General features: G+C 70.4%; 20 protein-coding genes. 5 read left to right on the top strand and 15 right to left on the bottom strand.

Annotation, left to right across the window (positions count from 1 at the left end):
- Window positions 1–387: 387 nt before the first annotated feature.
- The 13 genes from QRN49_RS13315 to otsA form a co-directional block, all read right to left on the bottom strand.
- The gene (locus QRN49_RS13315) at window positions 388–1,158 is read right to left on the bottom strand and encodes a fumarylacetoacetate hydrolase family protein (protein ID WP_027466538.1); all 771 of its coding nucleotides are present in this window, start codon (window positions 1,156–1,158) and stop codon (window positions 388–390) included.
- Window positions 1,159–1,188: 30 nt separating this feature from the next.
- The gene (locus tag QRN49_RS13310; RefSeq protein WP_284756365.1) at window positions 1,189–2,298 is read right to left on the bottom strand and encodes a branched-chain amino acid aminotransferase; all 1,110 of its coding nucleotides are present in this window, start codon (window positions 2,296–2,298) and stop codon (window positions 1,189–1,191) included.
- A gap of 15 nt (window positions 2,299–2,313) precedes the next feature.
- Window positions 2,314–3,387 (bottom strand): 3-isopropylmalate dehydrogenase, encoded by a 1,074-nt coding sequence (locus QRN49_RS13305; RefSeq protein ID WP_110862911.1) that lies wholly within the window; start codon window positions 3,385–3,387, stop codon window positions 2,314–2,316.
- A gap of 13 nt (window positions 3,388–3,400) precedes the next feature.
- Window positions 3,401–4,990 carry a phosphoglycerate dehydrogenase gene (serA, locus tag QRN49_RS13300; RefSeq protein ID WP_071405810.1) on the bottom strand — a complete coding sequence of 530 codons (1,590 nt, stop codon included), beginning with the start codon at window positions 4,988–4,990 and terminating at the stop codon, window positions 3,401–3,403.
- Window positions 4,991–5,147: 157 nt separating this feature from the next.
- Complete coding sequence (locus tag QRN49_RS13295; protein WP_259477314.1) at window positions 5,148–5,531, bottom strand: hypothetical protein; 384 nt, start codon at window positions 5,529–5,531, stop codon at window positions 5,148–5,150.
- Window positions 5,528–5,992 carry a hypothetical protein gene (locus QRN49_RS13290; RefSeq protein ID WP_111047588.1) on the bottom strand — a complete coding sequence of 155 codons (465 nt, stop codon included), beginning with the start codon at window positions 5,990–5,992 and terminating at the stop codon, window positions 5,528–5,530. The genes QRN49_RS13295 and QRN49_RS13290 overlap by 4 nt, the downstream gene beginning before the upstream one ends.
- A 59-nt stretch (window positions 5,993–6,051) precedes the next feature.
- Entirely contained in the window at window positions 6,052–7,242 is a 1,191-nt protein-coding gene (locus tag QRN49_RS13285; RefSeq protein WP_111047589.1) for a mannitol-1-phosphate 5-dehydrogenase, read from the bottom strand.
- A 210-nt stretch (window positions 7,243–7,452) separates the two neighbouring features.
- On the bottom strand, window positions 7,453–8,478 hold the full coding sequence (ilvC, locus tag QRN49_RS13280) for a ketol-acid reductoisomerase (protein WP_027466530.1): 1,026 nt from the start codon (window positions 8,476–8,478) through the stop codon (window positions 7,453–7,455).
- Between the two features lie 71 nt (window positions 8,479–8,549).
- Window positions 8,550–9,050: an acetolactate synthase small subunit gene (gene ilvN / locus QRN49_RS13275; RefSeq protein WP_017888842.1), complete on the bottom strand. Its 501-nt coding sequence runs from the start codon at window positions 9,048–9,050 to the stop codon at window positions 8,550–8,552.
- Window positions 9,047–10,870 (bottom strand): acetolactate synthase large subunit, encoded by a 1,824-nt coding sequence (locus tag QRN49_RS13270; protein WP_027466529.1) that lies wholly within the window; start codon window positions 10,868–10,870, stop codon window positions 9,047–9,049. The genes ilvN and QRN49_RS13270 overlap by 4 nt, the downstream gene beginning before the upstream one ends.
- Window positions 10,871–10,915: 45 nt before the next feature.
- Window positions 10,916–12,610: a dihydroxy-acid dehydratase gene (gene ilvD, locus QRN49_RS13265; RefSeq protein ID WP_111024377.1), complete on the bottom strand. Its 1,695-nt coding sequence runs from the start codon at window positions 12,608–12,610 to the stop codon at window positions 10,916–10,918.
- Between the two features lie 70 nt (window positions 12,611–12,680).
- A complete protein-coding gene (gene otsB, locus QRN49_RS13260) occupies window positions 12,681–13,463 on the bottom strand; it encodes a trehalose-phosphatase (RefSeq protein WP_284756364.1) in 783 nt (260 codons plus the stop codon).
- On the bottom strand, window positions 13,456–15,048 hold the full coding sequence (otsA, locus tag QRN49_RS13255) for an alpha,alpha-trehalose-phosphate synthase (UDP-forming) (RefSeq protein WP_071405817.1): 1,593 nt from the start codon (window positions 15,046–15,048) through the stop codon (window positions 13,456–13,458). The genes otsB and otsA overlap by 8 nt, the downstream gene beginning before the upstream one ends.
- 258 nt (window positions 15,049–15,306) lie before the next feature.
- Here otsA and QRN49_RS13250 point away from each other — a divergent pair, with 258 nt between their 5' ends.
- Together QRN49_RS13250 and QRN49_RS13245 are read left to right on the top strand one after the other, a co-directional pair.
- Entirely contained in the window at window positions 15,307–18,123 is a 2,817-nt protein-coding gene (locus QRN49_RS13250; RefSeq protein ID WP_284756363.1) for a hypothetical protein, read from the top strand.
- Window positions 18,124–18,236: 113 nt separating this feature from the next.
- Window positions 18,237–19,208 carry a magnesium transporter CorA family protein gene (locus QRN49_RS13245; RefSeq protein ID WP_284756362.1) on the top strand — a complete coding sequence of 324 codons (972 nt, stop codon included), beginning with the start codon at window positions 18,237–18,239 and terminating at the stop codon, window positions 19,206–19,208.
- 63 nt (window positions 19,209–19,271) lie between these two features.
- On the opposite strand, the gene QRN49_RS13240 is transcribed toward QRN49_RS13245, so the two are convergent.
- On the bottom strand, window positions 19,272–20,423 hold the full coding sequence (locus QRN49_RS13240) for an SLC13 family permease (protein ID WP_110865404.1): 1,152 nt from the start codon (window positions 20,421–20,423) through the stop codon (window positions 19,272–19,274).
- A 93-nt stretch (window positions 20,424–20,516) separates the two neighbouring features.
- Between QRN49_RS13240 and QRN49_RS13235 the strand changes: the two genes are divergently transcribed.
- Entirely contained in the window at window positions 20,517–20,705 is a 189-nt protein-coding gene (locus QRN49_RS13235; RefSeq protein ID WP_284756361.1) for a hypothetical protein, read from the top strand.
- 123 nt (window positions 20,706–20,828) lie between these two features.
- Here QRN49_RS13235 and QRN49_RS13230 read toward each other — a convergent pair whose 3' ends face one another.
- Entirely contained in the window at window positions 20,829–21,992 is a 1,164-nt protein-coding gene (locus QRN49_RS13230; RefSeq protein ID WP_194622759.1) for a mechanosensitive ion channel family protein, read from the bottom strand.
- A gap of 138 nt (window positions 21,993–22,130) precedes the next feature.
- Here QRN49_RS13230 and QRN49_RS13225 point away from each other — a divergent pair, with 138 nt between their 5' ends.
- Together QRN49_RS13225 and QRN49_RS13220 are read left to right on the top strand one after the other, a co-directional pair.
- A complete protein-coding gene (locus QRN49_RS13225; protein ID WP_284756360.1) occupies window positions 22,131–23,663 on the top strand; it encodes an amino acid permease in 1,533 nt (510 codons plus the stop codon).
- Between the two features lie 77 nt (window positions 23,664–23,740).
- Window positions 23,741–24,040, top strand: a complete 300-nt coding sequence (locus QRN49_RS13220; RefSeq protein ID WP_128780676.1) for a hypothetical protein — start codon at window positions 23,741–23,743, stop codon at window positions 24,038–24,040.
- Window positions 24,041–24,048: the final 8 nt, after the last annotated feature.

Raw genomic sequence — 24,048 nt, 5'->3', positions numbered from 1 at the left:
ATAAATTGGCATTGACAATGTGCACGCTGTTGAGTTCTCAAGGACCAGACGCACTCCCCGCTCGACCCATCACAGGTTCCGCCAGAGAGGCATTCGTCTTGTACAACATCCTGGGCGCACAACCAGAGGTCGTGTTTCCGAGGAGTTGGTTGCCTGAGCGGGACCCCGTCCGGACTGCATCTCCAGGTGTTCAACCCGGTGATCGTCTCGGCCGTTCCGTTCTCCGCCTCAGCGGCAACGAGTGATTACTTTACGCAGAGGTCAACGGCAGCGCCAAGCCGGCCCACATCCCGGGCGTGTCGTCCTCTGCCCCGCTGGTGGGGTACTCCCCCGGCAACGACGAACGGCCCGCTCCCCACCAGGGGAACCGGCCGTTCGGGAGCGCTGTCAGTGCCGCGCGATGACCGGGTTCTTGAGCGAACCGATGCCGGAGATGGTGACCTCCACGATCTCGCCGTCGCGGATCTGCCCGACACCGGCCGGAGTCCCGGTCAGGATGACGTCACCGGGCAGGAGGGTCCAGATCGAGGACACGAACTCGACGAGCGACGGGATGTCGTGCACCATCTCGTTCGTCGAGGCCGCCTGCCGGAGGTCACCGTCGACGCGGGTCTCGATGCGGATGTCCGACGGGTCGATCTCGGTCTCGATCACGGGGCCGAGTGGGCAGAACGTGTCGAAGCCCTTTGCCCGGGTCCACTGACCGTCGCGAGCCTGCAGGTCTCGGGCGGTCACGTCGTTGGCGATCGTGTAGCCGAGGATCACGCTCGCGAAGTCCTCGCGCCGGACGTTCTTCGCGAGCGAGCCGATCACGATGGCGAGTTCGCCCTCGTGGTCGACGCGTCCGATGTCGGCGGGGAGGCGGATGGGCTCGTCCGGACCGATCACCGAGGTGTTCGGCTTGAGGAACACCACCGGGTCGTCGCCGGCGCGTTCGTCCATCTCGGAGGCGTGCTCCGAGTAGTTGAGCCCGACGCCGATGACCTTCGACCGCGGGATGACGGGTGCGAGGAGCTTGGCGTCGGCGAGTGCCACGCGCTCCCCCGTGGTCTCGAACCCCTGGTACATCGGGTCCCCCGCGAGCACCACCAGAGCGCGCTCGTCGAGGATGCCGTACCGGGGGTCTTCACCCTTGCTGCTGAACCGTGCGATCTTCACCGTTCGACCCTACCCACGCCCGCCGGTCGATCAGGACGCGTCGGTCAGCTTGGTCATCCACCCGTGCGGGTCGGGACGACGGCCGTACTGGATGTCGGTGAGTTCATCGCGCAGGGACATCGTGAGTTCCCCGGCCCCCACGGTCGGCGAACCGATCGTGAACCCGTCACCCCGGAGTTCGGCGATCGGGGTCACCACGGCGGCGGTCCCGCACGCGAAGGCCTCGGTGATCGAGCCGTCGGCGACGCCGTCCCGCCACTCGTCGAGGGTCACGCGGCGCTTCTCGACGGTCAGGCCGCGGTCCTCGGCCAACTGCAGGATCGAGTCACGCGTGATCCCCTCGAGGATCGAGTCGGAGTCGGGCGTGACGAGGGTGCCGTCGGACTTGACCAGGACGACGTTCATCCCGCCGAGCTCTTCGAGGTACTTGCCCTCCACCGAGTCGAGGAACATCACCTGCTGGCAGCCGTGCTCGTAGGCCTCTTGCTGGGGCAGCAGCGACGAGGCGTAGTTGCCGCCGGTCTTCGCCGCACCGGTCCCGCCCTTGCCGGCACGGGCGTACTGCGTCGACAGCCAGATCGACACCGGCTTCGGGCCCGAGGTGAAGTACGCACCGGCGGGGCTCGCGATGCAGTGGTACGCGACGGCCTGTGCCGCGCGCACCCCGAGGAACGACTCCGTCGCGATCATGAACGGGCGCAGGTACAGGCTGGTCTCGGGTGCCGAGGGCACCCAGTCGACGTCGGTCTGCACGAGCTGCCGGATGGACTCGACGAACGCCTCGACCGGGAGCTCCGGGAGCGCGAGCCGTCGGGCGGACCGCTGGAAGCGCCGGGCATTGGCGTCCGGCCGGAACGACCACACCGAGCCGTCCGCGTGCCGGTAGGCCTTGAGCCCCTCGAAGACCTCCTGGGCGTAGTGCAGGACGCTCGCGCTCGGGTCGAGGGACAGCGGCCCGTACGGGTGGATCGACGCACTGTGCCAGCCGTCGTCGAGCGTCCACTCGACCGTCGCCATGTGGTCGGTGAAGTGCTTGCCGAAGCCCGGGTCGGCGAGGATCTCCTCACGCTCGGCAGCCGCGCGGCGGTCGGCGGACGGGGTGCTGGCGAACTCGAGTCCGAAGGCGGTGTCGGTGCTCATGGGGAGGACTCCTTCTCAGGCGGTGGTGGTGCGTGCCGTGGCCGCGGCGGCGATCGCGTCGCCGATCTCGGCCGTGCGACGCGGCGTGGTGCCCCGGTCGGCGAGGTCGGACTCCACCGCAGCCGTCACCGCGGCCGCCAGGTCACCGCGACCGAGGTGGTCGAGCAACAGGGCGACGGAACGGATCGCGGCGGTGGGGTCGGCCAGCTGCTGACCTGCGATGTCCGGCGCGGAACCGTGGACCGGTTCGAACATGCTGGGGAAGGTGCCGTCCGGGTTGATGTTGCCCGAGGCCGCCAGACCGATGCCGCCGCTGATCGCGCCGGCCAGGTCGGTGATGATGTCGCCGAACAGGTTGTCGGTGACGATGACGTCGAACCGAGCGGGGTCGCGGACCATGTGGATGGTGACCGCGTCCACGTGCTGGTAGTCGACCGTGACGTCCGGGTACTCGGCGCCGACGGCCGCGACGGTGCGCTGCCAGAGGGCTCCGGCGTGCACCAGGACGTTGCTCTTGTGCACGAGGGTCAGGTGCCGACGCGGGCGTCGGTCCGCCAGCGCGAAGGCGTACCGCACGACCCGTTCGACACCGAAGGCGGTGTTCAACGAGACCTCGGTCGCGATCTCGTGCGGGGTACCGGTCCGGATGGCGCCGCCGTTGCCGACGTAGGGCCCCTCGGTGCCTTCGCGGACGACCACGAAGTCGACCTCGCCGGGGTCGGCGAGCGGCGTCGGGACGGCCGGGTGCACCGTCGTCGGCCGGAGGTTCACGTAGTGGTCGAACGCGAAGCGGAGCTTGAGGAGCAGCCCGCGCTCGATGATGCCGCCGGCGAGCCGCGGGTCACGCGGGTCACCGCCGACAGCGCCGAGCAGGATCGCGTCGTGCTGCGCGATCGCCGCCATGTCGTCGTCGGTCAGGACGTCGCCGGTCTCCAGGTACCGTGCGGCACCGAGGGAGAACGGGGTCTCCTGCACCACGAGGTCATCCGGCAGGACCGCGTGCAGGACCTTCAGGGCCTCGTCGACGACCTCGGGGCCGATGCCGTCCCCACGGATGACCGCGAGTCGGATCGTCTGCGCGCTGCTCATGTCCGCCACTCCCCTAGAGCGTGATGTCGATCTCGCGGAGCGAGGACGCGTCGATCGCCGAGCGGACGTGCTCGAGGATCTCGGCCGGGACCGGCGAGTCGACGGTCAGGACGCTCAGTGCCTGGCCACCGGCGGCTTCACGGGAGATCTGCATCGCGGCGATGTTGATGCCGGCCTGGCCGAACTCCTTGCCGTAGACCGCGACGATGCCCGGACGGTCGGTGTACTCCATGACGACGTGGTGCCGGTCGAGCGGCACCTCGACGTCGTGCCCGTTGATCTCGACGAGCTTCTCGACCTGCTTCGGGCCGGTGAGCGTGCCGGAGACGCTGATCGCCGGGCCGTCCGACTGGGCACCGCGGATCGTCAGCACGTTGCGGTACTCGGGGCTGTCGGTCTCGGTGATGAGGCGGACGGTGACCCCGCGCTGCTCGGCGATGAGCGGAGCGTTGACGTAGGAGACCTGGTCGCTGACGACGTCGGTGAAGACGCCCTTGAGCGCCGCGAGCTTCAGCACGCTGACGTCGTACTCGGCGAGCTCGCCGTGTACCTCGACGTCGATGCTCGTGACCGGCGAGGTCGCGAGGGCGGTGAAGACCTGGCCGAGCTTCTCGACGAGCGGGATGCCGGGGCGCACGTACGGGTCGATGACCCCGCCGGCGACGTTGACCGCGTCGGGCACGAGCTCGCCGCCGAGGGCGAGACGGACCGACTTGGCGACCGAGACGCCCGCTTTCTCCTGCGCTTCGTCGGTGGAGGCGCCGAGGTGCGGGGTCACGACGACGTTCGGGAGCGCCAGGAGCGGCGAGTCCTTCGGGGGCTCGGCGACGAAGACGTCGAGGCCGGCGCCGGCGATGGTGTTCGACGTGAGGGCCCGGTGCAGGGCGTCCTCGTCGATCAGGCCACCGCGGGCCACGTTCACGACGAACGCGGTCGGCTTCATCAGGGCGAACTGGTCGTCCGAGATCATGCCGAGGGTCTCCGGCGTCCTCGGCATGTGGATCGTGGTGAAGTCCGCCCGACGCAGCAGGTCCTCGAGGGAGACGAGCTCGACCCCGAGCTGCTGCGCACGTGCGGTGGTGACGTACGGGTCGTACGCGATGACCGTCACGCCGAAGGCCTGCAGCCGCTGGGTGATGAGCGCGCCGATGCGGCCGAGGCCGATGATGCCGACGGTCTTCTCGTAGAGCTCGACACCGGTGTACGACGAGCGCTTCCACGCACCGGCGGCCAGCGAGGCGTGGGCGGCCGGGATGTGCCGTGCGAGCGACAGGATGTGCCCGACCGTGAGCTCCGCCGCCGAGATGATGTTCGAGGTCGGGGCGTTCACCACCATCACGCCGGCGGTCGTCGCGGCCTTGATGTCGACGTTGTCGAGGCCGACGCCGGCGCGGGCGACGACCTTGAGGACCGGTGCCGCGGCGATCGCCTCGGCGTCGATCTTGGTGGCGGACCGCACGAGGACGGCGTGCGCGTCGGACAGCGCCGCCAGGAGCGCCGGACGGTCGGTGCCGTCCACGTTCCGGATCTCGAAGTCGGGCCCGAGGGCGTCGACCGTTGCGGGCGAGAGTTCTTCGGCGATCAGGACGACCGGCTTCGACACAGCAGCTGTTTCCTCACTCGAGACGGTTGGTATCCCACCATGCTATCGACGCGGGCCGGTGGTTACGACCGCGGGAGCGGTCCTGTGGAGAACCACACGACGGCCGGGAGGCGCGGGGCGGGGCCGCACCGTGCCTCCTGGCCGTCGGCGGGTCGCGTCAGAAGTCCAGCAGCGTCGGGACGAACAGCTGGAGGTCGAGCCAGAGGGCGCCGGCGCCCGCGAAGGCGACCACGAACACCGCGATCGTGACGGGCAGGCTCGAACGCCGGGTGATGACGATCGCCGCGACGAACGCGACCGGCGCGATGAGGATGTCGAGCACGAGCCACAGCCACGGGGTGCTGGTCTGCAGCGAGTCGCCGCCCGAGGTCGTCTGGAGGAACGCGTTGAAGGCGTCCACCCGCTGGTTGATCTGCGTGAGGTTGCCGACGGCCTGCACCGTCATGTACGCGAACAGCGCCGCGAACACGACCCAGACCACGATCTTCGCGACCACGGGGGCGCTGCTCCGGCGGGTCGTCGCCGGCACTGCCCCGGTCACCCGAAGCTCCGCGTCAGGAGGAACGGCCAGGGGAAGAGCACGACGGCACCGAGGAGCATCCAGAGCAGGCGTGTGCGCGTGCGGCTGCTGCGCGCCGCCCAGAGCACCACCGTGAACCAGAGTGCCGGCGCGAGGATCGCGAGGAAGCGGAGCACCTCGACGAAGAGCGTGAGGACCGTGTCGACGCCGGAGACGTACGCGGTCGACGCGGTGAGGAGCCAGGCCACCGTGTAGAGGAGGTAGAGGCCCCCGAAGACACCGAACCCGACGAGCGCACCGGATGTCTCGGGCGCCTCGGGGTCCCGCTCGCCGCGCTCGCGCACCGCCACCGGGTTGTGCGCCGCGTCGACGTGGGTGGCGTCGTCGGCGTCACCCCAGCTGAGGGCGGCGTCGTCGGTGTCGACGGCGTTCGGCACGTCCGGGTCGATCGACCCGTCTGGTGGGGATGCTGCCGTGGTCATGCCCCGATTCTACGAGGGACACGACACCGGGAGGACCAGCGGCGGCCGGGAGGCCGAGGTCAGACGTCGGCCGGCTGCGTCGCGAGGACCTCGGCGACGACGTCGCGGACGGCCGGGAAGAGCGGGTGGCTCTCCATCAGGCCCGTGAGGATCTCGGTCAGCGCGTGCGCGGTCGCCCCGGAACGCAGGAGTGCGTGCAGCTCGATCGACTCCGGGTCGTTCTCGTCGTCGAACGCGAGCGCCACGCGGACGGCACCGAGCAGGTGCTCGACGGGCAGGCCGCGCTCGGCCAGCTGCGACGCCGGGCCGACGAAGCGTTCACGACGGCCGAGCTTGCGGAGCGGGTTGCGGCCGACGCGCGCGGTGGAGTCCGGCAGGTGCGGGTTCGCGATGCGGGAGAGGTTCGCGGCGACGTAGCGCGCGTGGTCCTCGGGGTCGAAGCCGTGCTTCGCGATCAGCAGTGCGGTGGTCTCGGCCAGCACCCCGTCGACCTCGGCGCGGACGGCGTCGTCCTCGAGTGCTTCGCGGATGAGCCGGATGCCCCGCACGTAGCCGTGGTAGGCGGCGGTGGCGTGCGCCGTGTTGACCGTGTAGAGCTTGCGCTCGACGAACGGCTGCAGGTCGTCGACCCAGGTGACGCCCTCGATCGTCGGCGGTTCGGCGTCGGAGCCCAGGAACGGGGTGCGCTCGATGACCCACTCGTAGAACGGTTCGAGCACGACGTCGAGGCCGCCGGACTGACCGAGCACACCGGACTGGTCCGGGACGATGCGGTCGATCGCGCAGTTCGCGAAGACGGCGGCGATGTCGCGGTCTTCGAGGATCGGGGCGCGGCGAATGCTGGCGTGCAGGGAATCGGTCGCGTTGAACGCGTTCTCGCAGGCGACGATCGTGACGTCACCGCGCTCGAGCGGGCGTGCCGCGAGCCCTTCGGCGATGAGCGGCGCGACGAGCGGCAGCGTGCGTGCGCCCACGGCGGTGGTCACGACGTCGGCCTGGGCGATGGCCTGCACCACACGCTCGCGGTCGGTCTTGCTGCTGAGCGCGCGGAACCCGTAGACGAGGTGCTCGACCGGCATCTCGCCGACCTCGTGCACCACGAACCGGCCGGCTTCGTTCAGGGCCGAGACCACGCGTTCGTCGACGTCGACGAAGGTGAGCTCGTAGCCGCTCGCCACGAGGAACTGGCCCACGAACCCGCGCCCGATCTTGCCGGCGCCGATGTGGACCGCTCGCTTCGTCACCGCCATCCGACGATCATCCCATGCTGGTCGGGGCGGTCCTGACCGCGGGTGCGCACCACGGCCGACGGGTGTCGGGAATCGTCCGCGCGCGCGGCGCAGGGACGCCGGTCCGCGGCGTGGGGGCTGGAGAAGAGCTGCTGCATAACGTTCGGGTCACATCGCGAGGCGGCGGTGCAGGTGCACCGCCGCCTCGCAGGTCGAGTGGTTCTCGGAAGACTACCGCGCGGCCGAGCCGTCCACGTAGTCGCCGTCGTTCTGCTTCCACGCGAAGAGCGCGCGGAGCTCACGGCCGGTGGCCTCGATCGGGTGGCCCTCGCCCTTGGCACGGAGCGCCTTGAACTCCGGAGCGCCGGCGTCCTGGTCCTCGATGAAGCGCTTCGCGAAGGCACCGTTCTGGATGTCCGCGAGCACCGCCTTCATGTTCTCCTTGACGTCCGGCGAGATCACGCGCGGGCCGGAGACGTAGTCACCGAACTCGGCCGTGTCGGAGATCGACCAGCGCTGCTTGGTGAGGCCGCCCTCCCAGATGAGGTCGACGATGAGCTTGAGCTCGTGCAGGACCTCGAAGTAGGCGATCTGCGGCTGGTAGCCCGCCTCGACCAGGGTCTCGAAGCCGTACTGGATGAGCTGCGAGGTACCACCGCAGAGGACGGCCTGCTCGCCGAACAGGTCGGTCTCGGTCTCCTCGGTGAAGGTCGTCTTGATGCCGCCGGAGCGGAGGCCACCGATGGCCTTGGAGTACGACCACGCGAGGTCCCAGGCGGAACCGGACGCGTCGACCTCGACGGCGACGATCACGGGGACGCCACGGCCGGCCTCGTACTCGCGGCGGACGGTGTGCCCCGGGCCCTTCGGCGCGACGAGCGACACGTCGACGCCCTCCGGCGCCTCGATGTAGCCGAAGCGGATGTTGAAGCCGTGGCCGAAGACGAGCGTCGCGCCCGGCTTGAGGTTCGGGCGGATGTCCTCGGCGTAGACGATGCGCTGGACCTGGTCCGGCGCGAGGATGACGACGACGTCGGCCCAGGCGGTGGCGTCGCCCGGGGTGTGGACCTCGAAGCCCGCCTCTTCGGCCTTCTGCCGGCTCTTCGAGCCCTCCTGCAGGCCGATCTTCACCTCGACACCCGAGTCACGGAGGTTGAGGGCGTGGGCGTGGCCCTGCGAGCCGTAGCCGATGACGGCGACCTTCTTGCCCTGGATGAGCGTCAGGTCGGCGTCGGCGTCGTACACGATGTCAGTCACGAGGGTGTGTCTCCTTGGTTCTGTGGTCGGTGCCGGGCACCATCGGCGCCCGGGAAGGGTGTGACGGGCGCTCAGCGCACCCGGTCGGTGATGCTCTTCGGTCCGCGGCCCATGCCGAGGAGGCCCGCTCGGGCGAGCTCCTTGACGCCGTAGGGCTCGAGCACGCGGAGGATCGCCTGGATCTTGCCGGGGTCGCCGGTCACCTCGACGATCAGGGAGTCGGTCGCCACGTCGACGACCTGGGCACGGAACAGGTTCACTGCTTCGAGCACCGCCGAGCGCGTCTGGTTGTCGACGCGCACCTTCACGAGCATGTGCTCGCGCTGGACCGACTGCGAGAAGTCCAGTTCGACGATCTTGATGACGTTCACCAGCTTGTTGAGCTGCTTCGTCACCTGTTCCAGCGGGAGGTCCTCGACGTCGACGACGACGGTGATCCGGCTGAGGCCGTCCACCTCGGTGTTGCCGACGGCGAGCGACTCGATGTTGAACCCGCGCCGGGCGAAGAGCCCGGCGACACGGGTCAGCAGACCGGGCTTGTCCTCCACGAGGAGGGAGAGGACGTGGCTCATGCGGTTTCTCCCGTCATGTCGGCGTCCTCGTCGTCCCAGGTGGGCGCGAGTGCCTGGGCGTACTCGATGGACGAGTTGCTGACGCCCTGCGGGACCATCGGCCAGACCATCGAGTCACGGCTCACGACGAAGTCGATCACCACCGGGCGGTCGTTGGTCGCGAGGGCGAGCTCGATCGCGGCGTCGACCTCGTCGGCCTTCTCGACGCGGATGCCGAGGGCCCCGTAGGCGTCGGCCAGCTTCACGAAGTCCGGCACACGGCGCGAGGCGTGCCCCGTCTCGAGGTCGGTGAAGGAGTGCCGGCCGTCGTAGAACAGCGTCTGCCACTGCCGGACCATGCCGAGCGACGAGTTGTTGATGATCGCGACCTTGATCGGGATGTCGTTGATGACGCAGGTCGCGAGTTCCTGGTTCGTCATCTGGAAGCAGCCGTCGCCGTCGATCGCCCAGACCACACGGTCCGGCTGGGCGACCTTCGCGCCCATGGCCGCGGGGACCGAGTAGCCCATGGTGCCGGCGCCACCGGAGTTGAGCCAGGCGTTGGGCCGCTCGTACTTGATGAACTGCGCGGACCACATCTGGTGCTGGCCGACACCGGAGGCGTAGACGGCCTCGGGACCGGAGAGCTCACCGATGCGCTTGATGATGCCCTGCGGCGCGAGGAGCCCGTCGGTCGGCTCGGCGTACCCGAGCGGGAAGTCGGTCTTGAGCTGGTGGAGCTTCGCCCACCACTCGTCGGTCGACGCGCGGTCCTCGACGGCGATGCCGCCCCAGGCGTCGAGCAGGTCGACCAGGACCTCGCGGGCGTCACCGACGATCGGGACGTCGGCGAAGCGGATCTTCGAGATCTCGGCCGGGTCGATGTCGACGTGCACGACCTTGGCGTCCGGCGCGAACTCGTCGGCCTTGCCGGTCACGCGGTCGTCGAAGCGGGCACCGAGGGCGACGATGAGGTCGCTGTCCTGCAGGCCGAGCACCGCGGGCACCGTGCCGTGCATGCCGGGCATGCCGAGGTGCTGCGGGTGCGAGTCCGGGAACGCGCCGCGCGCCATCAGGGTCGTGACGACCGGCGCACCGGTCGCCTCGGCGAAGCGGAGGAGCTCGGCGGTCGCGCGGGAGCGGATGACCCCGCCGCCGACGTAGAGCACCGGGCGCTTCGACTCGGACAGCAGCTGCGCGGCCGCGGTGATCTGCTTGCCGTGCGCCTTGGTCACCGGGCGGTAGCCGGGCAGGTCGATCTTGGGCGGCCACACGTAGGGCGCCGACTTCTGCTGGGCGTCCTTCGTGATGTCGACCAGCACGGGGCCGGGCCGACCGGTCGTCGCGATGAGGTGCGCCGCGGCGAGGGTCGCCGGCACGTCGGCCGGGTCGGTGACCAGGAACGAGTGCTTCGTGATGGGCATCGTGATGCCGACGATGTCGGCTTCCTGGAACGCGTCGGTGCCCATCAGCGTCGAGAACACCTGACCGGTGATCGCGATGAACGGCACCGAGTCCATGTAGGCGTCGGCGATGGCCGTGACGAGGTTCGTCGCACCGGGGCCGGACGTTGCGATGGCGACGCCGACCTTGCCGGACGACGAGGCGTACCCCTCGGCGGCGTGGCCGGCACCCTGCTCGTGACGGACGAGGATGTGGCGGATCGTGGTCGACGCCATCAGCTCGTCGTAGAACGGGATGATCGCGCCGCCCGGCAGGCCGAAGACGTCGGTGATCCCGAGGTGCTCGAGCGTCCGGAGGACGGCTCCCGAGCCGGTGAGGATCTCCGGCGACCGGCGTGCACCGGCGGCCGCGGACAACGGAGTTGCTTCCGTGGGCATGAGTGGTCCTTGCCTGAGTGGTGGCGGTGGTGCGGGTGTCGGACGCTAGCCCGTGACCGCGCCCTGGGCGGCGGACTTCACGAGCTTGGCGTACTTCGCGAGGACTCCGCGGGTGTAGCGCGGGGGCAGCGGGGCCCAGCCGTCACGGCGGGCCTCCAGCTCGGCCGGGTCGACCAGTAGGTCGAGCGAGCGAGCCGCGATGTCGACACGGATGCGGTCGCCATCACGAACGAAAGCGACTGGACCTGCGTCCACCGCTTCCGGTGCGATGTGGCCGATGCAGAGGCCGGTTGTGCCGCCTGAGAATCGACCGTCGGTCAAGAGTAGTACATCCTTGCCGAGGCCCGCGCCCTTGATGGCCGCGGTGATGGCGAGCATCTCGCGCATGCCCGGGCCGCCCTTGGGGCCCTCGTAGCGGATGACGACGACGTCGCCCTTCTCGATCCCGCCCTCGGTCAGGGCGTCCATCGCCGCACGTTCGCGGTCGAACACGCGGGCGGGGCCCTCGAAGACGGAGGCGTCGAAGCCCGCGGTCTTCACCACGGCACCCTCGGGAGCGAAGGAGCCCTGCAGGACGGTCAGGCCACCGGTCTCGTGGATCGGGTTGTCGAGCGTGCGGAAGACCTCGCCGTCGAGTGCCGGCGGGTCGATCTCGGCCAGGTTCTCGGCGACGGTCTTGCCGGTCACGGTCATGCAGTCGCCGTGCAGCAGGCCCGCGTCGAGCAGCGCCTTCATGATCACGGGGATGCCGCCGTTGCGGTCGACGTCGACCATGACGTACTTGCCGAAGGGCTTCATGTCGGCCAGGTGCGGGACCTTGGAACCGATGCGGTTGAAGTCGTCCAGCGACAGCTCGACCTCGGCCTCGTAGGCGATCGCGAGCAGGTGCAGGATGACGTTGGTCGAACCGCCGAGGGCCATCGCGACGGCGATCGCGTTCTCGAAGGCTTCCTTGGTGAGGATCTGCCGCGCGGTGATGCCGTGCTCGAGCATGTTCACCACGGCCTCGCCGGAGCGGTGCGCGTAGTAGTCACGGCGACGGTCGGCGCTCGGCGGGGCGGCGGAGCCCGGGAGCGACATCCCGAGGGCCTCGGCGACGGAGGCCATCGTGTTCGCCGTGTACATGCCACCGCAGGCGCCCTCGCCCGGGACGATGGCGCACTCGATCTTCTTGAGCTCTTCCTCGCTCATGGTGCCGGCCTTGCAGGCGCCGACGCCCTCGAAGGAGTCGATGATCGTGACTTCCTTCATCGTGCCGTCGGCCTGCTTCACGTAGCCCGGCATGACCGAACCCGCGTAGAGGAACACGCTCGCCAGGTCGAGGCGCGCGGCGGCCATCAGCATGCCGGGGAGCGACTTGTCGCAGCCGGCGAGCAGGACGGTGCCGTCGAGGCGTTCGGCGTTGACGACGGTCTCGACGCTGTCCGCGATGACCTCACGCGAGACGAGGGAGAAGTGCATGCCCTCGTGGCCCATCGAGATGCCGTCCGAGACGGAGATGGTGCCGAACTGCAGCGGGTAGCCGCCACCGGAGTGCACGCCCTCCTTCGCACCCTGTGCGAGGCGGTCGAGCGACAGGTTGCACGGCGTGATCTCGTTCCACGAGGACGCGATGCCGATCTGCGGCTTGCTCCAGTCCTCGTCTCCCATACCGACGGCCCGCAGCATGCCACGCGAGGTGGTTGCTTCGATCCCGTCGGTGACGACCCGGCTGCGCGGCTTGACGTCGATATCAGGCATGGGATGAGTCTAGGACGCTTTGGGATACCAGCCGTGCACCCCCGTGCATTCTCATGCTCCGGGGCCGCGATCAGCGGGTGGCTCGGAGCCTCGCCAGCTGCTTCAGGACCCCGGTCAGGGCCGCCGGGTCGGCGATGCGGTACCCGGCCCGGGTCTCCCCCGGCCCCACCTTCACCCCGACGTCGCCGTCGCCGAGCACGCGGAAGGCGTCCTCGTCGGTGACGTCGTCGCCGGCGAAGAACACCGCGTCGGCACCGTGCAGCTCGCGGAGCCGGGCGATCGCGTCGCCCTTCGTGACGTGGCGCACCGCGAACTCGACGATGTCCTTGCCACCGCGCTCGAGCACCTCGGGGTCGGCCTCGTGCGCCGCGCGGCTCGCCGCCGCGTTCGCCTCGGCCGCGACCTCGGCGGAGACACGGCGCGTGTGCACCCCGTGCCCGGCGGGCTTGTGCTCGATGACGACGCCCGGGAACCGTTCGCCGACCGCGTCGAGCGCGGCACCGATCCGTGCCACACGCTCGACCTCGTCATCGGACAGCGCGGCCTCGTCGTGGCCGCCCACGCGCCACTCGACGCCGTGCGAGCCGACGAGCGCCATGTCCTCGGGTGCGTGGGTCACCGCGGCCAGGCTGCCGAGGGGACGCCCCGACACGAGCACCACCTCGGTGTCCTTCGCACGGTGCAGGGTCAGGACCGCGGCCCACGACCCGGGCAGCGCCCCGACCTGCGAGGGGTCGTCCGCGAACGGGGCCAGCGTGCCGTCGAAGTCGAGGGCGACGATCAGTCGCGGCGCAGCCGCGAGCGTCTCGAGGGCCGCGTCGATGGCGGACTGGTCGGTGGTGGTCTCAGTCATCACGTGCCTCCCGGGTGTCCTCGGCAGCCCTGGCGGACTGGGCGTCCTGGTCGAAGATCGACATGTTGTCGGTCTGCGCCTCACGGTGCTGCTCGCGCGGGTCGGCGGCGGACGGGTCGATCTGGGCGTTCCGCGGCGCGTGCCGGTCGAGCGCCTCGAGGAACGAGCGCGACCAGCGCGCCACGTCGTTGTCGCGGACGCGCTTGCGGAGCGCGCGCATGCGCGTCGACCGCTCGCGACGCGGCATCTGGATCGCGCGCTCGATCGAGTCCTTCAGCGCACCGATGTCGTGCGGGTTGACGATCACAGCCTGCTTGAGCTCGTCGGCGGCACCGGCGAACTCGGACAGGATGAGCACCCCGTCGTTGTCGAAGCGGGCGGCGACGTACTCCTTCGCGACGAGGTTCATGCCGTCGCGCAATGCGGTGACGAGCATGATGTCGGCGGCCAGGTAGAGCGCCACCATCTCCTCGCGTGGGTAGCCGTGGTGCAGGTACGAGATCGGCTGGTGGCCGATGACGCCGAGGTCGCCGTTGATGCGGCCGACGCTCAGCTCGATCTCGTCACGGAGCGCAGCGTACGAGTCGACACGCTCGCGGCTCGGGCTCGCGACCTGGATCAGGGTGGCGTCCTCGACCGCGATGCGGCCGTCCTCCACCAGCTCGCCGAACGCCTTGATGCGGTGGCGGATGCCCTTGGTGTAGTCGAGCCGGTCGACGCCGAGCAGCACCGTCTTCGGGTTGCCGAGGCTCTCGCGGATCTCGCGCGCACGCTCCTGCACCTCGGGCTTGCGGGCGATCGCCTCGAAGCTCTCGGCGTCGATGGAGATCGGGAAGTGCCTGGCCTCGACGTGGCGGACCGTGATGCCCTTGCGGCTGCGCGGCGCTGCCGGGTCGTCCACCGGGACGTCGATCGTGGTGCCCTTGGTCGTGTAGCCCTTGATGTGCCGGACCGCTCGGAGGAAGTCGCTGGCGTCGTCGTGGCGCTGGAAGCCGATGACGTCGGCGCCGAGCAGCCCGTCGAGGATCTGCGCACGCCACGGCAGCTGCGCGTAGATGCCGACCGGCGGGAACGGGATGTGGTTGAAGAAGCCGATCGTCAGGTCGGGGCGCTTGGCGCGGAGCAGGGCCGGCACGAGCTGCAGCTGGTAGTCCTGTACCCAGACGATGCCGTCCTGCTCGACGATCTCGGCGATCTGCGCGGCGAAGCGCTCGTTCACGCGCTTGTACGCGTTCCACCAGTCGCGGTGGTAGCTCGGGTGCTCGATGACGTCGTGGTACAGCGGCCAGAGCGTGTCGTTGCTGAAGCCCTCGTAGTACTCCTCGACGTCGTCGTCGGAGAGCGGGACGGGGACGATGTGGATGCCCTCGTTGTCGAACGGTGCGACCTCGACCTCGGCCTGCCCCACCCAGCCGACCCAGGCTCCGTCGTTCGCGCGCATCACGGGTTCGAGGGCGGTCACGAGGCCACCCGGCGAGTGCCGCCAGCCCTCGTTGCCGTCCTGGTCGACGACGCGGTCCACCGGGAGTCGGTTGGAGGCGACGACGAACGAGTAGCGGGTCTGTTCGGTGCGGTCTGCAGGCATGGGGTGGTGTGATCTCCGTTCCGCCCGGCCGGGGCCGGGTGCGTCGGGTGCGTCGTGCGTCGGGTGCGTCGGGTGCGACGGCCGGCGTGGTGCGCCGGGTGGTCCGGCGTGCTGCGCCGGGTGCGCTGCCGAAGTTACCAGCGTGGGGACAGCGTATTCACGGCGGATCGGCGGGTCCGCTACGCTGCAGGCACGTGTCGGGGGGACACGGGTGCTGGAGTGCGGCGCCGGCCTCCCGGTCGGAGAGGACCCCCAGCCGTGAGCGAGAACCCGCCCAACCAGCCCGTCCCGCCGTCGCAGCCCGGTCCGGGCCAGCCCGGTACCGGCCAGCCCGGATCGGGCCAGCCCGCTTCCGGCCAGCCCGCCTGGAACGGCCAGCCCGCTTTCGGCCAGCCTGCCTGGAACGGCCAGCCCGCCTGGCAGCAGCAGCCTGGAGGCCCGCAGCAGTGGTCGGGTCAGCCCGCCCCCGCCGCGCAGCCGTCCGATGCGTTCGGTCGCTTCCTGCGGTCCGTGTCCGGTCGCGACTGGCTGGCGGCCGTGCTCGCCGCCGTCGGCGGCTGGGTCGCGGCGTACGTCGTCGCCGGGCTCTCGCTGCTCATCACCGTCGGACTGCTCGCGTCGGGCGGCAGCGGGTCGGCCGCTCCGTCCACCGGGTCCGGCACCGACCTCGGCGCGGGCTCGGCTCCCGACGTGGAGTCCCTGCTCTCCGGCGTGAGCGTCCTGCTCGGCGCGCCGGCGCAGCTCGTGGCCCTCGCCGACCTCGGCCGACTGCACCTGTCCGGGTCGATCGGGTTCCTCGGTTCCGGCTCGGGCTCGCTCGCCGTGGTGCCTGCGCTGGTGCTCGCCGCGCAGGTCGTCCTGGCCGTCTTGCTCACCCGCCGGATCCGCACGCGTGGCCTCGGCCGCACGCAGGTGCTCGTCACCGCGGTGGCCTCCGGCCTCGTCACCACCGTGCTCACGAACGTCGCCGCCGGCCTCTTCGCGATCCGGTTCCCGTCGGTGTCCGGCGCGGTCATCGAGCCGGTGCACGCCGTCGGTCTCGGCAGCATCATCGGTGCGTTCGTCATCGGGGCCCTGGCGGCACTCCTCGCCCGGCCCTCCGTCCTCGCCGGGCGCAACGTCTTCACCGCCCGCCTGCTCGGCACGCTCCGGGTCGCCGCGTCGCAGCTCACGGTCCTCGTCGTGCTGGTCGCCCTCGTCGTCATCGTCGTCGCCCTGATCGCCCAGCCGTCCTACGGCTCCGCGTTGCCGCTGCTGCTCGGGAACGTCGCGATCGGACTGACCGCGCTCGGGTTCTTCGGTGGTGTGGGGACGTCCGGCTTCGGGTCCGCCAGCGACACCGCCTCGGTGTTCGGCGGAGCTGGCGGCTGGACCTGGCTCGTCGTGCTGTTCGTCGTCGTGACCTCGGTCGCGGCCGGGCTCGCCCTCGCCGTCCGTCGCAACGACCGGATCCGCACCACGCTCGACTGGGTCGTCACGCCGCTGGTGTGGTTCGCACTCGGTCTGCTCTGCTTCGTCCTCGGCACCGGCGTCGTCTCGTACCAGGTGAGCAGCACGAGCTCCGTGGACGGCTCGGGGTCGATCGGCATCACGCCGTGGACGCCGATCGTCTTCGCCCTGTGGGGCGGCGCGATCGAGGTCGTCGCCCGGTACCTCGCCCCGGTGCTCCTGCCCCGCCTCGGCGGAGCCGTGGTGCTCCGGACGTCCCGCCTGGTCGGAGCGGACCCCCGCCCCGTCGTGCCGCCGGCGTTCCCGGCCGGGCCCGCAGCCGGCCAGGCCGGGCCCGCCGCGGCCCAGGGTGCGCCCGTCGCGCCCACCGCGACCGTCGACCCGGCCGCGCCCGGTGCGCCCGGCGCTCCCGTTGCACCCGGCGCGCCTGTCGCCGCGGACGCGCCGGCCGCCGCCGCGTGGAACACTCCCCCGGCCGCTGACCAGCACGTGCCGTACCCGCCGGCCGGGCCTGCCCAGGAACCCGCGTACGGCGTGCAGTCGATCTCCGGCGCGCAGCCGGCGGCCGGGTCGCAGCCGCCCTACGGCACGCAGCCCCCGTACGGCGCACCACCGGCCGACGGGTCGCAGCCGTTCATCGGCGGTGGTGCCCCCGCTCCGGCACCGATGTCCCCGCGGGCCAAGAAGATCCTGGTCCGTTCGCTCATCGCCGGTGGCGCCGTCATCGTCGTCGTCATCGCCGGTGCGGTCACGACGAGCGTCCTCCGCGCCAACGTCTGGGGTCCGGCACCGACCGTGAAGTCCTACGTGCAGGCCATCGCCAGCGGTGACGCCGACACCGCCGCCGACCTGAGCGAGATCCCCGACGACGCGGCGATGCTCGACTCGAAGGTGCTCGGGAGCGCGAAGGACCGCCCGTCGGACATCCGCGTCGGCCGGGTCGCCCGGACCGGTGACACCGCCATCGCCACCCTGAGCTACACCCAGGACGGCAAGAACCGCTCCGGCCAGGTGTCGCTGCGGCGCACGGGCACCTCGTTCCTGGTGAAGGACGAGTGGCGTGTCACGCAGCCGCTGGCGCAGCAGGTCACCCTGACGGCCTCCGACGTCCTCGAGGGCGCTCCGGTGACCGTCGGCGGCAAGGAGATCGGGAAGATCAGCGACGGCAAGTTCACGTCCCTCGCCTACCCCGGCACCTACCAGGTCTCGGTCGGCGGGACGAAGTACTTCACCGGCGGCACCGAGAAGGTCGCCGTGGGTGCGGTCATGTCGGGCTACGTCGACTTCGCGCCGAAGGCGACCAAGGCACTCGAGCAGGACGCCGAGCAGTACGTGACCGACCTCATCGACGACTGCGCCGAGAAGACCGAACTCCGGGCCCTGAGCGGCTGCCCCTGGTACGGGCCCTACGACGCCGACGGCGGCGTGCAGTACGACGTCACGTCGATGCCCGAGCTGGAGGTCGAGGCGTCCCGCGCCGGCACCGTGATGGTGACGAGCACGAAGGACGGGAGCGTCTCGTACAGCTACACCTCGTACCTCGGTGACAAGAAGCGCGGCGAGGACTCGTTCGATGTGAACCAGTACCTGAAGGTGGAGGACGGCAAGCTCGTCTCCGCCTACTGAGCAGGAGCCGGCTGAGCAGGAGCCGGCTGAGCAGGAGCCGGCTGACGGCGCCGCAGCACCACGACGGCCGACCCGGGAGATCCCGGGTCGGCCGTCTCAGTAGGCTGACGAGCATGGTCAGGACACGGGCGTGGTGCAAGGGCGACACGGTCGAACGGGACTTCCCCGTCGACCGGATCTCCGACCTCGTCGCCGACCCGGACACCTTCGTCTGGATCGACTACACCGACCCGACGGCGGCCGACCTCGAGCAGATCGAGGAGGAGCTCGGCATCCACGCGCTCGCGGTCGAGGACGCCGTCGAGCACGGACAGCGGCCGAAGCTCGACCGGTACCGGGACAGCCTGTTCCTGGTCGTCTACGACGTGGGCGGCACGGACGACGAGGGTGACCTGATCACGCACGAGGTCAAGGCCTTCGTGACCGAACGGGCGCTCGTCACCATCCACGGGTCCGACGTCGACACCACCCCGATGGAACATCGGCTCACGGCGAACTCCGACATCGCCGAACACGGCGTGCCCTGGCTCGTCTGGGCGCTGCTCGACGCGGTCGTCGACCGGGCCACCGACACCGTCGAGGACCTCGAGCGGCAGATCGATGCGCTCGAGGACGACCTGTTCGAACCGGGCGACCCCCGCGAGCAGCAGATCCAGCGGCGGTCGTTCCGGCTCCGCAAGACCCTCGGGGTGCTCCGGCGGCTGGTCGTCCCGACGCGGGACAGCGTCGCCTCGTTGCTGCACGGTGACGCGGAGACGATCTCGAACGGCATCCGGCCGTACTTCCGCGACGTCGAGGACCACCTGGTCTCGATCGCCGACTCCGTCGAACAGCTCCGTGACGCCGTGTCGAGCGTGCTCGACACGACCCTGAACCTGGCGTCGAACCGGCAGAACACCGTCATGAAGAAGGTCACGAGCTGGGCGGCGATCATCGCGATCCCGACCGGTGTGACGAGCTTCTACGGGCAGAACGTGAAGTTCCCGGGCGAGGGCGCCTGGAGTGGTCTCTGGGCCTCGCTCGCGATCATCACCGCGTCGTCGCTCGTGCTCTACCGCGTCTTCAAGACCCGCGACTGGCTCTGACCGCGCACGGCGCCGGCACCGGCACCGGCACCGGCACCGCCTCGGCACCGGGCTCCGCCGGCGTCAGAGCGCGAGCGCCAGGACCCCGGCGACGACGGTGAGCGGCGCGACGACGCACCCGAGCGCCATGTACCGGCCCCAGGACAGGTGCACGCCCTCGGCAGACAGCCGTGCGTGCCACAGCAGCGTCGCGAGCGAGGCCCACGGCGTGATGAGGCAGCCGGCGTTGACGCCGATGAGCAGCGCCGCGTACCGGACGGCCTCGTGCCCGGCGGCCGGTTCGAGCACAAGGTACGCCGGCAGGTTGTCGATGCCGTTCGCGGCGACCGCGCCCGCACCGCCGAGCAGCAGCAGCGGGCCGGTCCCGGTGCCGCCCTGCAGCGCGTGCACGATCGGGTCGGTGATGCCCGTCGTGTGCAGCGCCTCGACCACCACGAAGAGCCCGGCGGCGAACAGCAGGGTCGACCACGGCACGCGGGACACCCGGAGTTCGGACGGTGACCGGAACGCCGCGACCACGACGAGCACCACGGCGGCCAGGACCGCGGCGATCCACACGGTCACCCCGGCCGTCAGGGCGACGACGAGCGCGACGAGCACGGCGGAGGCCGCCCAGAAGAACACCGGGTCCTTCGGCGTGCGGACGGACACCGGCGAGTACCGGCCGAACAGCTTGCCGCGGAACACCACGAGCAGGACGACGCACGGCACGACCACCCCGGCGACCGCGGGCCAGGCCATCAGCCCGGCGAACGGCAGCGGGCCGCCGAGCCCCATCCGGTCGACGGCGAGCAGGTTCGTCAGGTTCGACACCGGCAGCAGCATCGAGGCCGTGTTCGCGAGCCAGACCGTGGTCAGGGCGAACGGCATCGGGGGCAGCCCCACGCGCCGTGCGAGCGAGATGACGATGGGGGTGAGGAGCACCGCGGTGGTGTCGATCGACAGGAAGACGGTGCAGAGCACGGCGAGCACGACGACCGCGCCCCAGAGGCCGATGGTGCGCCCGCCACCGACCCGGGCGGCGACGTCGGCGAGGCGGTCGAACACCCCGGCGTCCGCGGCGAGCTCGGCGACGACGGTCAGCCCGAGCACGAACCCGAGGACCGGCAGGACACGGTCGGCGAGCACGGCGAGGTCGTCGAGGGGCAGCAGCCCGAACACGACGCAGACCGCGCCGACCACGAGCAGGGCCGCTCCGATGACCGCTTGACGCACGAACACTCCTCCGGAAGACACCGCGGCAGGGTGACCGGCGGCGCTCCAATGTACGGGCCGGTAGCGTTGTCAGCACGACGACAGGAGGCCTCTGTGCGCAAGTTCATGTTCAACGGTGCGGTGTGGAGTTCGCTCATCAGCGGCTACAGCGTGCTGCAGACCACCCGCCAGGGACCGCGTGACTGGCGGCTCACGCTGACCTGGGTCGCGTGGCTCGCCACGACGATCGTGGCGATCGGCACGGTCGTCGAGGACGACCGCGCGGTCAAGGCGCGCCAGTAGCTCGAGACGCGGCAGGGGGTCGCGGACGCGACCCGGCTGACGGACGGGAGGCCCGGTGCCAGCTGGCACCGGGCCTCCCGTCCGTCGTCCGTCCCGTGCACGGCACGCGGTCACGTCACCGGGTCAGCGCTCGGACTCCGGGATGCCGGACGTCTGGATCGGTCCGGTGAAGAGGGCGCCGCGCTCGTCGTCACCGAACAGCTGCGAGTCCCCCTCTGCCGGGCGTCCGCGTCGGCGCGGTGCCGCCGCACCCGGCTCGGTGAGCTGCACCCGCTGGACCGGCAGGGCGTCCGGGTGGGTGCGCTGGATCCACTCGACCATCTCCTCGCGGACGTAGCAGCGGAGGTCGAACAGGCCGCCGGCGTCGGGTGCCGTCACGAGGATGCGGACCCGGACCAGTCCCCCGACGGCGTCCGTGACCTGGAGCACCTTGACCCGGCGGTCCCAGATCGTCGAGGTGTCGAGGATCCGGTCGAGCTCCGCACGCATGTCGGCCGGGCTCACCCGCCAGTCGAGGTCGAACTCGACGGCACCGAGCAGTTCGCTGCCGGTCCGGGTCCAGTTCTCGAACGGCGTGCTCGTGAAGTACGTCGACGGCAGCACGAACCGACGGTCGTCCCACAGGTGCACGACGACGTAGGTCAGCGTGATCTCCTCGATCCGTCCCCACTGCTGCTCGACCACGACGACGTCGTCGACGCGGATCGACCCGGAGAACGCCAGCTGCATGCCGGCGAACACGTTGCCGAGCGTGGACTGCGCGGCGAGGCCCGCGACCACGGAGATGAGGCCGGCGCTGGCGAGCACGCTCGCGCCCGCGGCCTCGACACCGTCGAAGGTCAGCAGGATCGCGCCGACCGCGATGATGACGAGCAGGGCGACGGTGAGGCGCCGGATGATGAGCACCTGGGTGCGGATGCGACGCGCCTGCCGGTTGTCGGGGACGTCGATGCGGAAGCGGTGCAGCCCGAGGTCCTCGAGGAAGATCGCGACGTGGCACGCGAGCCAGCAGCCGACAGCGATCGTGACGATGAGGAAGCCGTGCACGACCTCGTCGCGCCACGGGTAGGCGTCGGGGTCCCGCGGGATGCTCGACGTGAACGCGATCCAGAGCAGGACCACCAGCAGCACGGTGCGGAAGGGGTGCTTCGTCCGGCGTGAGAGCACGCCGGCCCACCGTTCCCGGCGCGCGATCGCCCGGAGGACCAGGTGCAGGACGAGGGCGACGACGGCGGTCACGAGCAGGGCGAACCCGATCGCGACGAGGAGTCGGAGGAGGATGTCCATCCCTCCATGCAAGCAACGGACGACGGTCGTCGTTCAGGTTCGGGCCGCCGCCGGCTGTGCGGACGTTCAGCAGCTGCGGTTCGACCGAACCGGGGTTTGCGTGACGCCCCGGTCCGGTGCGCATGTAGGTTCTCTCGCATGACAGCGCAGAACGACACGGGTGGCAACCGAGCGCCGGCGAACGACTTCTCGCACGAGCAGGAGGGCTACCAGCACGGTCTGAAGCCCCGGCAACTGCAGATGATCGCGATCGGCGGCGCGATCGGCACCGGCCTCTTCCTCGGTGCCGGTGGACGCCTGCACACCGCGGGCCCCGCGCTCGCGCTGACCTACCTGGTCGCCGGGATCTTCGCCTTCTTCATCCTGCGGGCCCTGGGCGAGCTGGTGCTGCACCGCCCGTCCTCGGGGTCGTTCATCTCGTACGCCCGCGAGTTCTACGGCGAGAAGTTCGCGTACGCCGCCGGCTGGATGTACTTCCTGAACTGGGCGATGACCTCGATCGTCGACACCACCGCCGTCGCGATCTACCTGCAGTACTGGTCGGCCTTCACCGCGGCGCCGCAGTGGCTGCTCGCGCTGATCGCCCTGATCGTCGTCCTCGCGGCGAACATGGTCGCCGTGAAGGTGTTCGGCGAGCTCGAGTTCTGGTTCGCCCTGATCAAGGTCGCCGCGCTCGTGGCGTTCCTCGTCGTCGCGATCATCTGGCTCGTCTTCGCGTTCCCCGTCGAGGCCGGTGGCGAGGCCGTCCGGACCGGCTTCACGATCTGGGGCGACAACGGCGGGCTGTTCCCGAACGGGCTGCTCCCCGCGGTCATCGTGATCCAGGGTGTCGTCTTCGCCTACGCCGCGATCGAACTCGTCGGCACGGCGTCGGGTGAGACGCAGAACGCCGAGAAGGTCATCCCGCGCGCGATCAACTCCGTCGTCTTCCGCATCGCGGTCTTCTACGTCGGATCGATCATCCTGCTCTCCCTGCTGCTGCCGTACACGGCCTACAAGGAGGGCGAGAGCCCCTTCGTGACGTTCTTCTCGTCGCTCGGCAACCCGCACATCGGTGCGATCGTCGGCGGCATCATGAACTTCGTCGTGCTCACCGCCGCGTTGTCGTCGCTGAACGCCGGCCTGTACTCCACCGGACGCGCGCTCCACTCGATGGGCATGAACGGTTCGGCGCCGAAGTGGACCACGAAGATGTCGAAGGGCGGCGTCCCCTACGCCGGCATCCTGCTCACCGCGGCGTTCACCGTCGCGGGCGTCGTGCTGAACTACTTCGTCCCGAAGCAGGCGTTCGAGATCGCGCTGAACATCGCCAGCCTCGGCATCATCACCGCGTGGGGCACGATCATCCTGTGCCAGATGCGACTGCGCCAGTGGGCCAAGCAGGGGCTCGCGAAGGAACCCTCGTTCAAGCTGCCCGGTGCTCCGGTCACCGCCTGGCTGACCCTGGCGTTCCTCGCCTCGGTCATCGTCCTGATGGCGATCGACTACCCCGTCGGCACGTACACGATCGCGTCGCTCGTCATCATCATCCCGCTGCTCGTCGTCGGCTGGTTCCTGCAGCGTGACCGCATCCTGCGCATCGCCGCCCTGCGCGAGGGCGTCACGGGCCCCTACCCGATCGGCGTCCGCGACCCCGCTGCCTCGGTGCGACGCGACGGCGACAGGAGCTAGCGCTCCGCTTGTCCCCGGAACGCAAGGCCCCCGGCGCCGAACACGAGCGGTCCGGCACCCGTCGCTACCATCAGCGGGTGCCGGACCGCTCTCCTTCTCCCACCCTCGACCTGCAGCTCAGCTGGCGAGGTGCCTACGGACGCCTCCGGGTGTTCGCGGATCGTCTCGAGGCCGAGACCGACTACCAGCGCGAGACCCGCACCGTGGTGCCGATGGACGCGGTGCAGGGGTGGCGCCTCGGACCGTGCGACGAGGACGCCGTCTGCGTCGAGTTCATCGCCGGGCAGGACACCTACCGGGTGCTGCTCGACACCCCGGACGAGCAGCTCGCTGCGCTGGCGATCCGGAAGGTCCTCGGCCCGCCGCTGGAGTCCTGAGGGCGCGG

The organism is Curtobacterium sp. ME-Dv--P-122a, assembly GCF_030209645.1.
Classification (GTDB): Bacteria; Actinomycetota; Actinomycetes; order Actinomycetales; family Microbacteriaceae; genus Curtobacterium; species Curtobacterium flaccumfaciens.
The sequence above is the reverse complement of the archived record's forward strand: the minus strand, read 5'-3'. Positions and strand labels throughout refer to the sequence as shown.